The sequence below is a fragment of the Pseudomonas sp. XP1 genome, from assembly GCF_053557675.1.
Window position 1 is genome coordinate 17,725 of record NZ_JBNRIJ010000026.1, and the last position, 10,938, is coordinate 28,662.

A 10,938-nucleotide genomic window follows, 5' to 3' on the forward strand; every position below is an offset into this window, starting at 1 on the left:
GCACATACTGGTCATACAGCTTCAGCAGAAACTTCTCCTCCCCCAGCTTGGCCAGCTCGGCATTCACCCAGTCACGCAGTTCGGTGTTGCCCTTCTTCACCGCCGGTGCAATCGGGGCTTCTTCACCCAGCAGCTCAGGCAACACGCGGTACCCCGGGTTCTGCTTGGCCCAGCTGAACAGAATCAGGTTGTCCTGCGCATAAGCATCGCCACGCCCGGCGGCCAGCGCCTGCAACGACTCGCTGTTCTTTTCGAACTTGAGCAGTTTCCAGTCCGGGTGGTTCTTGGTCAGCCAGATATCAGCGGTGGTGCCGGTGGTGACGATGATGGTCTTGTCGGCCAGGTCGTCGAGCTTCTGCACCGGGCTGCCATCCGCGACGATTGCCTGCACGGCAACGCGCAGGTTGGGGTTGGTGAAGTCCACCGCTTCCTTGCGCTCCGGGGTCACGGTCATGTTGGCGAGAATCAGGTCGACCTTGTCGCTCTGCAGGAACGGGATACGGCTGGCCGGCTCCACGGCGACGAACTCGACCTTGTTTTCATCACCCAGCAGGTCCTTGGCCAGGCGCCGGCCGATATCGGTGTCAAAGCCCACGTAGCGGCCCTGCTCATCGACGAAACCGAACGGTGGCTTGTCGGTGAACACGCCGACAATCAGCTTGTCGCGGGCCTTGATGGTTTCCAGGTAGCTGGTGGCCGGCGAGGCCGCCGCCGGCTTGGGTGGCTCTTCAGCCTTGTTGCAGCCGGCCAGCAGGGCCAGGCCGAACAACGGCGCCAGCAGTTTGGTGAGGTTGGCAGTTTTCATGACAGTTCCTTGTGCAGTGTCTTCGGCAGGCTTTCTACGAAGGAGAATTTCTCCAGGAACTGCTGCGCGCGTGCGGTCCGCGGTCTTGTGAAGAAGCTCTCGGGGTCGCCCTGTTCAAGGATCCTGCCGGCCTCCATGAACACGATGCGGTCGGCCACCGCGCGAGCGAAGGCCATTTCGTGGGTAACGATGAGCAAGGTCATGCCGTCGCGTGCCAGGCCCAGGATCACCTGTAGCACCTCCTTGACCATTTCTGGGTCGAGGGCCGCGGTAACCTCGTCGAACAGCATCACCTCGGGGTTCATGCACAGCGAACGCACGATGGCTATGCGCTGCTGCTGGCCCCCGGACAGTTGCCGGGGAAAGGCGTCGCGTTTGTCCAGCAGGCCGACCCGCGCCAGCAGCGCCTCGGCCTGGGCCTGGGCTTCGGCGCGCTCGCGCCTTTGTACCTTGAGCGGGCCAAGCAGCAGGTTGTCGATCACGCTCATGTGACCGAACAGGTGATAGCTCTGGAACACCATGCCGACCCGCTGGCGGACTTCGCGCCAATCGGTACGCGGGTCGAGCAGCTCCTGCCCGGCCAGGCGCAGGTGGCCGCCGTGGGCCTGCTCCAGGCCGTTGAGGCAGCGCAGCAGCGTGCTTTTGCCACAGCCGCTGGGGCCGAGAATGACCACCACCTCGCCGGCCGCCACCTGAAGGTCGACGTCCTTGAGCACCTGGTGCTCGCCAAAGAACTTGTTGAAACCCTGGAATTCGATCAATGCGCTCATGAGTGGGCCCAGCGGCGTTCCAGCACGCGTGAAGCGGCGGACAGCGGATAGCAGACGATGAAGAAGAACAGGAACAAGGCGCCGTAGATCAGCACCGACTCGTAGGTGCGTTCGATGATCTGCTGGCCGGCCTTGATCACCTCGACCACGCCGATCAGCACCGCCAGCGAGCTGGTCTTGATGATCCGCGTGTAGATGTTGATGGTTGGCGGGGTCATGCGCTTGAGCGCCTGGGGCAACAGCACGTAGCCGTACAGCTGCCAGCCTGCCAGGCCGATCGACAACCCCGCCTCGCGCTGGCCGCGCGGCAGCGAGTGCAGTGCGCCACGCACCACCTCGCCCACCTCGCTGGCGCCCCACAGGCCCAGCACCAGCACCGCGCACCAGAAGCTGGGAATGCTCACGGCCAGAAAGATCGGCAGGCCGAAGAACGCCAGATAAAGCCAGACCAGCACCGGTATGGCACGGAACAGCTCCAGGTACACTTGCAAGGCAATGTTCAGGGTACGGTTGCCCAAGGTTGCCAGCACACCATAGAGCACACCGCCCAGCGTCGCGAAGAGGATGCCCAGCGCAGAAATGGCCAGGGTCTGCACCGCGCCGCCAGCCAGTTGCGGCAATGCCTGCAGCAGCAGTTCAGACGCCGAACTGGCCATGTTGCAGCCTCCTTTCGATATAGCGCAGCAGCAACGACAGCGGCAGGAACAGCAGCACACATAGCAAGGTCAGCGCGGTGAGCATTTCATAGGTCTTGTAATACAGCGCGATGTAGTTCTTGGTGGTGTAGAGAATTTCCGGCACGGCCACCGCCGAAACCACGGTGGTTTCCTTGAGCAGGAAGATGAAGTTGGCGAACAGTGCCGGCAGGCTGAGGATGCCGGCCTGGGGCAGCACCACATGGCGCAGCAACTGGCCTTCGGACAAGCCGATGGAGCGACCGGACTCCAGCTGGGCACGGGGCACGGCCTCGATGCCGGCACGCAGCACCTCGGTCAGGTAGGCACCGCCCATGAAGGTCATGGTGATGATCGCTGCAGCAAAGCCGGAAATCTTCAGGCCCAGGCTGGGCAAGGCGAAGTAGACGAAGAACAGCTGGATCAGCAGCGGCGTGTTGCGTGCAAGCTCCACGTAGGCTTTTACCAGGCGCCACAGGTACGGGGTGCGTAATACCAGCACTGTGGCGTTGACCAGGGCGACCAGCAGCGAGGTGGTGATGGCGATCAGGCCGACCTGCAGGGTCACGCCCACGGCCTTGAGGAAGGCGGGCAGCGTGCCGAGGATGAATGCGGTGTCGAGGGTCATGGGTAAAGCAGGTCTGCAGGGTGCGCGTGGGCACGATAGCTAGACTCTAATGTTCTAAAAAATTTTTAATAAATACCTTTATCGCATATGCATATCACTGAGAATTCAGCGCTGATGGCATGTATTGCCGGCGCACAAAGGACCTTGTGGGAGCGGCTTTAGCCGCGAACACCGGCGCAGCCGGTGCCATGCACCGCGTTGAATTCTTCGCGGCTAAAGCCCAGAAATGAAAACGCCGACACAAGAGTGTCGGCGTTGGGTCATGCAAGGTAATGCAAGCGCATCAGAACGCCGGCAGCACCGCACCTTGGTACTTCTTGGCGATGAATTCCTTCACTTCCGGGCTGGTCAGGGCCTTGGCCAGTTTCTGGATGGCTTCGCTGTCCTTGTTGTCAGGGCGGGCGACCAGGAAGTTCACGTATGGCGAGTCGCTACCTTCGATCACCAGCGCGTCCTTGGCCGGGTTCAGGCCGGCTTCCAGGGCGTAGTTGGTGTTGATCATGTCCAGGTCGACCTGGTCCAGCACGCGCGGCAGCATGGCCGACTCAAGCTCGCGGAACTTCAGCTTCTTCGGGTTCTCGGCAATGTCCTTGGGGGTGGCCAGTGCGTTTTTCGGATCCTTCAGGGTGATCAGGCCAGCCTTCTGCAACAGCAGCAGAGCGCGGCCGCTGTTGCTGCCCTCGTTAGGGATGGCAACGGTAGCGCCTTCCTTCAGTTCACTCAGGCTCTTGACCTTCTTCGAGTAACCACCGAAGGGTTCGACGTGCACGCCGATCACGGTATCCAGGTGGGTGCCCTTGCCTTCGTTGAAGTTCTGCAGGTACGGCAGGGTCTGGAAGTAGTTGGCGTCCAGGCGCTTCTGGTCAACCTGGACGTTCGGCTGCACATAGTCGGTGAAGACCTTGATCTGAAGGTCCACACCTTCCTTGGCCAGGGTCGGCTTGATCAGCTCGAGGATTTCGGCGTGCGGTACCGGGGTGGCGGCAACCACCAGTTTCTCGGCGGCAGCAGCCAGGCCGGCAAACGACAGGGCAGCGGCCAGGGCAGTGGTCAGCAGGGTCTTCTTCATGGTGATCCTTGTTCTGGTTCTGGGCCATCGGCGATGGCGAATCGGGTGCCCAACCGGTTCACCAGCGGGCGTGAGGCGGACAATACCCAGATTTTTTATTCCGTAACAATATCTTTTATTTAGCTGCTTATTCCAAAAGCAAACTGCCATCAGCCACTTTGCTTATGAGCGGTGTCTAGCGCGCGGGGTTTGCCAGGTCGAGGTCCTCAGCCAGGATCTCTTCGCCGTCATTCACCAGCAAGGCGAAGTGGATGACGTTCTCCAGTTCACGGGTGTTGCCCGGCCAGGGATGTGCTTCCAGCACCTGCTGCGCCGCCTCGCTCACGAGCGGCACAGGCCGCTGCAGGCGCACGCTGTAGATGCCCACGAAGTACTCGGCCAACGGCAGGATATCGCCCGGCCGCTCGCGCAGTGGCGGCAGCTCCAGCGCCCCCTCGCGCAGGTACTGGTACAGGCGCTCGTTGAAGCGTCCCGCGCGCACCACCCGCGCCAGGTCGATGCTGGTAGCAGCCACCAGGCGCACGTCCACCGGCTGCGGCTGCTGTGCACCCACCCGGGTAACCTCGCGGTTTTCCAGGGCTGCCAGCAGCTTGCCCTGGATGGCCAGCGGCAAGTCGGCGATCTCGTCCAGGTACAACGTGCCGCCGTTGGCCGAGCCGAACCAGCCGGCGCGGCTGCTGGCTGTGCCGCCCTGGCTGCCCGCACTGTAGCCGAACAGCTCGGCATCGGCGTAGGTGGGGCTGATGGCCGCGCAGTTGACCGACACGAACAACCCGCTGCGGTCACTGGCACGGTGGATCTGCCGGGCCAGCAGTTCCTTGCCAGTGCCGGTTTCGCCGCGGATCAGCACTGGCAAGGGCTGTGGCGCCAGGCGCTCGAGCTCCTCGCGCAGCTGCTGTGACCGTGGGTCGATGAACACCAGTGCCTTGGCGCGGATGCTAAGCGGGCTCTTGTCCAGCTCAGGGAAGGTCAGCAATGGCTGGCCAAAAGGGTTTTGAAAAGTCATGACGAACTCCCGCCCCAGGCCTGCAATGGCCGGGCGTCAGGCAAGCGGTAAACAGTAAGGGCGATCAGGCGCGGCGCAGTGCGCGCTGCTCGACCCGGCTCTGCAAGCGATACAGGTAGGCGAAACCTTGTTCCCAGCGCTCATGGCCGGACTTGACGTTGATGTGCCCGGCATTGGTCAGCAGCCCTGCTTCGGCGCCCCAGACCTGGGCCAGGTATAACGCCCTTGGCACGCTCACGGCCGGGTCGTTGTCCGAGCTGACCACCTGGCTGGGAAATGGCAGTGCTTCGGTCGGGATCGGCGCGAAATTGCGCAGAGCCGGCGCGCAGGTCGGCCGCTCTACGTCTGCTGGCGCCACCAGCAGCGCGCCCCGTACCCGCCGCAGCAGGGCCGGGCTGGCTTGCGCGGCCCAATGAGCGACGGTTATGCAGCCCAGGCTATGGGCAATCAGAATCACCGGCGAGCGCTCGGCGGCAATCGCCTGCTCCAGTGCCTGCACCCAGTCCTGGCGTTGCGGGGTCAGCCAGTCGTGCTGCTCGACCCGGGTGCTATTGGGCAGGGTGCGCTGCCAGTGACTTTGCCAATGGTTGTCTGGCGATCCTTGCCAGCCCGGCACAATCAGGTAACGAATCGACTCATTGCGCATGGGGACGCCTCCAGTGAGTTTGCGTGCTTGGAGACAAGTATAGGGAGGGAGTTATATCAGTAAAGGAATAAGAAGCTATTTATTAATAACCGAAATGCAATCCCTGTGGGAGCGGGTTTATCCGCGAATGCGTCGGTGATGCCTACATCGCATCCGCAGGTGAACCCGCTCCCACAGGGGGCGTTGATAGCCATGAAATCCGGGCAAAAAAAAAAGGGCCATCCCCTGCCAAGAGATATGGCCCCTAAGCACTTGCCTGAAGAAAGTCGACGAGATCAGCGCGCGGTAATCACTGCCAGCTTGCTGATCCCGGCACGTTCGATAGCCGCCATGGCCCGCGCCACTTCGCCGTAGTTCACACCGTCATCGGCCTGCAGTTGTACGCGCATGTCCGCGTCCTTGCTTTTGGCGGCCTTGAGGCTGGTTTCCAGCAAGTCGGGCTGGATCTCGTCCTTGTTGATGAACAACTTGCCGTCACCATCGATGCTGACCACCAGCGGGTCCTTCTGCTCCACCGGGGCCACGGCCTCGGTCTTGGGCAGGTTGATGGGTATGGCATTGGTCAGCAGCGGCGCGGTAACGATGAACACCACCAGCAACACCAGCATGACGTCCACCAACGGCGTGACGTTGATTTCACTGAGGACTTCATCACTGTCCTGGGTCGAAAAGGCCATGTCAGGATGCCTCCTTCACAGGCTGGGTGAAACCGGCCTGGGGCCTGTGCACCGCCGGGTGCACCAGCACGCGGAAGGCACTCTTCTGCGCCAGGCTGTAGAAGTCGTGGGCGAAATCATCGAGGTCGGCGGCGGTAAGCTTGAGGCGGCGCAGGAAGTAGTTGTAGACCAGCACCGCCGGCACCGCGACGGCGATACCCACGCCGGTGGCCACCAGTGCCGCGCCAATCGGCCCGGCCACGGTTTCCAGGCTGGCGGAACCGGCCGCGCTGATGCCCTTGAGCGCTTCCATGATGCCCCACACGGTGCCGAACAGGCCGATGAAGGGCGAGGTGCTGCCAATACTGGCGACCACCGCCAGGCCGGTTTCCAGCGAACGGCGCTCACGCACGATCTGCTGGCGCAGGGCGCGTTCCAGGCGGTCCTGGTGATTGATGGCGTGGCTCAGGTCATTGGCCTGGCTGTCACCGACGGCGATGGCGGCATAACCGGCCTGGGCAACACGGGCGGCAGGGCCAGGCAGTTCGTGGCTAGGCTCGGCAGCCGAGTCCAGGCTCGAAGCGGCCCAGAACTGCTGGTGGAAGCGCTTGTCCTGGTTCTTCAGCCGCACGAACTGCACGACCTTGACCAGGGCCAGGCCCCAGGTGACGACAGAAAAACCGACCAGCAGCCAGATGACTGCGCTTTCAACGGATTCGAGGGGGGATGCCAGCAGGCTCATGATGATGTCTTCCTGTGTTCTGCGAAAAAGTTAGCGAAGCTTGAAATCGATCGGCACGCTGACCCAGCCGGTCTGGGCCACGTCGCCCTGCTTGGCAGGCACGAAGCTCCAGCGCTTGACCGCAGCCAGTGCGGCAGCGTCGAGGGCATCGCGGCCGCTGCTCTTCTGGATCTGGATCTGCCCTGGCTTGCCGCTGGGCAGCACCTCGACGCGCAGCAGCACGGTGCCTTCCCAACCGCGGCGCTGAGCCATCTGCGGGTACTCGGGCGCCGGATTCTTCAGGTACGCAGCGTTGGCCGATGCCGGGGTGACCGGGGCCGGCGCGGGTGGCGCTGGCGGTGCCGGAGCGGCTACAGGGGCTGGCGGCTGGGCCTCGACCGGCTTGGGCTGCGGTTTTGGCTGTTGCTTGACCACCGGCTTCGGCACGGGCTTTGGTTTGGGTTTGGGCTTTGCGGCCAGTTCGTCGACAACAGGCGGCGGTGGCGGCTGGACTACCGGCGGTGCCGGGGCTGGTGGCGGTGGCTCGACCACAGGCGGTGCCGGCGCGGCGAACTCGATGGTCATCGGTGGTACTTGCGGTGGCACCACCGGCAGCTCGGGCGTTGGTGCCTGGCTGACCCAATACGCTGCTGCGCCATGCAAGGCCAGCACCAGCAGGCCCAACACCAGCTTGTCGCGGCGCTTGAGCCCACTGACGGGCGTGCGTTGCAGGCGCAGCTGGCCAAGCGGGAGGCGAAGCGTGCGTCCAAGGTCGACCAGGTCGCCCGGGGCCGGGCGCCATGGCTGGTCGTAGGCCCTGACGGCCGACTGGACATTACCCATTGATCAAACTCCTGGGGTCTCGATTCAGGTGTGTGGCTGAATCATCGGGGTCAGGGGCTTATCTCTTAAAGTAATGTTTAAAATTATGGTTAGAACTTTACTGAATATATATTTTGGCAAGTTTTCTCAACGCCGCGAGTTACGCGGGGTGTAGCAGAGCGAGCCATGAATCATGCTTTGCAGGCATTCAAAATATTCGCGCAAGGCATGAGATTGCCGCGAGGGCTTGCCGGCGATGGGCTGAAAAGCAGCCCCGACAATCTCCCAGGCAATAAAAAACCCGGGACCAATCCCGGGTTTTTCATCATCAAAGGCGACTCAGATATCCGCTACCTTCTGCCAAACCTTCGGCCGGAAGAACAATGTCTCCCCCCGCGCCAACCCGGTCAGGCTGTCATGGTCCTTGACCACTTCGGCCTCGATCAGCTCGCTCTGCCCCTCCACCTTCAAGGTCACCCGCGTGGTCGCGCCCAGCGGCCGAATATCCCTCACCTCGGCTGCATGGTGCCCTTCGGTCTCGTGCCGCGACAGCGACACCTCATGCGGGCGGAACAGCACATGATGCCCTTCGCTCAAGGCCAGGCGGTTGGAGTCACCAAGGAAGTGGTAGACGAAGTCGTTGGCCGGGTGCTCGTACACCTCGCCCGGCGAGCCGATCTGCTCGATCACGCCCTTGTTCATCACCACGATGCGGTCAGCCACTTCCATGGCCTCTTCCTGGTCGTGGGTGACGAACACCGACGTCAGGTTGATGTCCTCGTGCAGGCGCGCCAGCCAGCGACGCAGCTCCTTGCGCACCTTGGCATCCAGCGCACCGAACGGCTCGTCCAGCAGCAGCACCTTGGGCTCCACCGCCAGCGCACGAGCCAGGGCGATACGCTGGCGCTGGCCACCGGACAACTGCTCGGGGTAGCGGTCGGACAGCCAGTCCAGCTGCACCATGTTCAGCAGTTCATGCACCTTCTCGGCAATCTTGCTCTCGCTCGGACGCTCGCCCTTGGGCTTCATGCGCAGGCCGAAGGCGACGTTGTCGAACACACTCATGTGGCGGAACAACGCGTAGTGCTGGAACACGAAACCGACGTTGCGGTCGCGAACGTCATGGCCGGACACGTCCTCGCCATGGAACACGATATTGCCCTGGTCCGGGGTTTCCAGGCCGGCGATGATGCGCAGCAGGGTGGTCTTGCCGCAGCCGGACGGGCCGAGCAGGGCCACCAGCTCGCCGCTGTTGATGTCCAGGTTGATGTTGTCCAGGGCCTGGAAGCTGTTGAAGCGCTTGCTGACGTTACGAACTTCGATCGACATGAATCATTCCTCCGCGGCGCTGTGGCGCAGGCGGTTAATACGGTTCTCGCTCCACTGCTTGAGCAGCAGGATGAAGAGCGCCAGGATCAGCAGCAGGCTGGCCACGCTGAAGGCCGCGACATGGTTGTACTCGTTGTAGAGGATCTCCACGTGCAGCGGCAAGGTATTGGTCACGCCGCGAATGTGGCCCGACACGACCGACACCGCACCAAACTCGCCCATTGCCCGCGCAGTGCACAGCACCACGCCATAGATCAGGCCCCATTTGATGTTCGGCAGGGTCACGTGCCAGAACATCTGCCAACCATTGGCACCAAGCAGGCGCGCGGCCTCCTCTTCCTGGGTGCCCTGCTCCTGCATCAGCGGTATCAGTTCACGGGCCACGAACGGTACGGTGACGAAGATGGTGGCCAGAACGATGCCCGGCAGGGCGAACACGATCTGGATATCGTGGTCCTGCAGCCACGGCCCGAACAGGCCTTGCGCACCGAACATCAGCACGTAGACCAGGCCGGCGATCACCGGCGACACCGAGAACGGCAGGTCGATCAGGGTGACCAGGATACTCTTGCCACGGAAGGTGTACTTGCTCACGCACCAGGCGGCGCTGACGCCGAACACCAGGTTCAGCGGCACCGAAATGACCACGGCGAGCAGGGTCAGCTTCAGCGCCGACAACGCATCCGGCTCGAAGATCGCCTCGAAGAAGGTGCCAAAACCGTTCTTCAGTGCCTGCGATACCACGATCACCAGCGGCAGCAGCAGGAACAGCGCGAACACCAGCCAGCCTAGGCCGATCAAGATACGCCGAGAAGTGGCGCTGCCCCGGCGGGCGGCGTTGGCGGCGGCGGTTGCATTCAGGGATGAACTGGACATGCCGGCCTCCTTCAAGGGGTTTCGATGCGGCGCTGCAGCAGGTTGATCAGCAGCAGCAGGATGAAGGAAACCACCAGCATCAGCACGCCAATGGCGGTCGCGCCGGTGTAGTCGTACTGGTCGAGCTTGACCATGATCAGCAGCGGCAGGATCTCGGTCTTCATCGGCATGTTGCCGGCAATGAAGATCACCGAACCATACTCGCCCACGCCACGGGCGAAGGCCAGGGCAAAGCCTGTCAGCCAGGCAGGCAGCAACGCTGGCGCCAGCACGTGGCGGAACACTTGCAGCGGCTTGGCGCCCAGGCAGGCGGCGGCCTCCTCCACTTCACGCGGAATGTCGGCCAGTACCGGCTGCACCGTCCGCACCACGAACGGCAGGGTGACGAAGGTCAGCGCCAGGGTGATACCCAGCGGGGTGTAGGCGATCTTGAAGCCCAGGTCGGTGGCGAACTGGCCAACCCAGCCCGAGGGTGCGTACAGGGCGGTCAGGGCGATACCGGCTACGGCCGTGGGCAGGGCGAACGGCAGGTCGATCATCGCATCGATGATCTTGCGCCCAGGGAAGGTGTAGCGCACCAGCACCCATGCCAGCAGGGTACCGATCACACCGTTGATGATGGCGGCGAACAGGGCGGTGCCGAAACTCAGCTTGAGCGCGGCAATCACCCGCGGCGCACTGATGACGTTCCAGAACTGCTCCCAGGTAAGCTGCGCGGCATGCACGAACATGGCGGCCAGCGGTATCAGCACGATCAGGCTGAGGTACACCAAGGTGTAGCCCAGCGTCAGCCCGAAGCCGGGTATGACGGGGGAAATGCGGCGTGACATAAATATCCCTGGTTGAACGCACGAAACCCGGAATCAATCCCGGGCCGGTGCAGGCTTCTGAATCTTGGGGCTGCTTTGCAGCCCAATCGCGACGCAAGGCCGCTCC

At 62.8% G+C, this 10,938-nt stretch carries 13 protein-coding genes; all 13 read right to left on the reverse strand.

The features are described from left to right. Positions 1-805 (reverse strand): transporter substrate-binding domain-containing protein (locus ACK1U9_RS19480; RefSeq protein WP_449110116.1); only part of this gene is annotated, 805 nt, incomplete at its 3' end. Beyond that, positions 802-1,575, reverse strand: coding sequence for an amino acid ABC transporter ATP-binding protein (locus ACK1U9_RS19485; protein ID WP_449110117.1), 774 nt, complete (start codon positions 1,573-1,575; stop codon positions 802-804). The genes ACK1U9_RS19485 and ACK1U9_RS19480, both read right to left, overlap by 4 nt. After that, positions 1,572-2,231 carry an amino acid ABC transporter permease gene (locus ACK1U9_RS19490; protein WP_046613598.1) on the reverse strand — a complete coding sequence of 220 codons (660 nt, stop codon included), beginning with the start codon at positions 2,229-2,231 and terminating at the stop codon, positions 1,572-1,574. Before ACK1U9_RS19490 ends, ACK1U9_RS19485 begins: the two co-directional genes overlap by 4 nt. Then, the gene (locus ACK1U9_RS19495; RefSeq protein WP_449110118.1) at positions 2,212-2,877 is read right to left on the reverse strand and encodes an amino acid ABC transporter permease; all 666 of its coding nucleotides are present in this window, start codon (positions 2,875-2,877) and stop codon (positions 2,212-2,214) included. The genes ACK1U9_RS19490 and ACK1U9_RS19495 overlap by 20 nt, the downstream gene beginning before the upstream one ends. Positions 2,878-3,160: 283 nt before the next feature. Continuing rightward, positions 3,161-3,946 carry a MetQ/NlpA family ABC transporter substrate-binding protein gene (locus tag ACK1U9_RS19500; protein WP_025341021.1) on the reverse strand — a complete coding sequence of 262 codons (786 nt, stop codon included), beginning with the start codon at positions 3,944-3,946 and terminating at the stop codon, positions 3,161-3,163. Positions 3,947-4,121: 175 nt separating this feature from the next. After that, positions 4,122-4,952, reverse strand: a complete 831-nt coding sequence (locus ACK1U9_RS19505) for a sigma 54-interacting transcriptional regulator (RefSeq protein WP_085601839.1) — start codon at positions 4,950-4,952, stop codon at positions 4,122-4,124. A gap of 64 nt (positions 4,953-5,016) precedes the next feature. After that, entirely contained in the window at positions 5,017-5,598 is a 582-nt protein-coding gene (locus ACK1U9_RS19510) for an alpha/beta hydrolase (RefSeq protein ID WP_046613601.1), read from the reverse strand. Between the two features lie 275 nt (positions 5,599-5,873). After that, positions 5,874-6,275: an ExbD/TolR family protein gene (locus ACK1U9_RS19515; RefSeq protein WP_449110119.1), complete on the reverse strand. Its 402-nt coding sequence runs from the start codon at positions 6,273-6,275 to the stop codon at positions 5,874-5,876. A gap of 1 nt (position 6,276) precedes the next feature. Further along, positions 6,277-6,996, reverse strand: a complete 720-nt coding sequence (locus tag ACK1U9_RS19520; protein WP_046613603.1) for a MotA/TolQ/ExbB proton channel family protein — start codon at positions 6,994-6,996, stop codon at positions 6,277-6,279. 30 nt (positions 6,997-7,026) lie between these two features. Then, on the reverse strand, positions 7,027-7,818 hold the full coding sequence (locus tag ACK1U9_RS19525) for an energy transducer TonB (RefSeq protein ID WP_046613604.1): 792 nt from the start codon (positions 7,816-7,818) through the stop codon (positions 7,027-7,029). A 318-nt stretch (positions 7,819-8,136) separates the two neighbouring features. Next, positions 8,137-9,126 carry a sulfate/molybdate ABC transporter ATP-binding protein gene (locus ACK1U9_RS19530; protein ID WP_013974693.1) on the reverse strand — a complete coding sequence of 330 codons (990 nt, stop codon included), beginning with the start codon at positions 9,124-9,126 and terminating at the stop codon, positions 8,137-8,139. A gap of 3 nt (positions 9,127-9,129) precedes the next feature. Beyond that, positions 9,130-10,002: a sulfate ABC transporter permease subunit CysW gene (gene cysW, locus ACK1U9_RS19535; RefSeq protein WP_025341027.1), complete on the reverse strand. Its 873-nt coding sequence runs from the start codon at positions 10,000-10,002 to the stop codon at positions 9,130-9,132. Positions 10,003-10,013: 11 nt separating this feature from the next. Beyond that, positions 10,014-10,832: a sulfate ABC transporter permease subunit CysT gene (gene cysT / locus ACK1U9_RS19540; RefSeq protein ID WP_046613605.1), complete on the reverse strand. Its 819-nt coding sequence runs from the start codon at positions 10,830-10,832 to the stop codon at positions 10,014-10,016. Between the last annotated feature and the right edge of the window lie 106 nt (positions 10,833-10,938).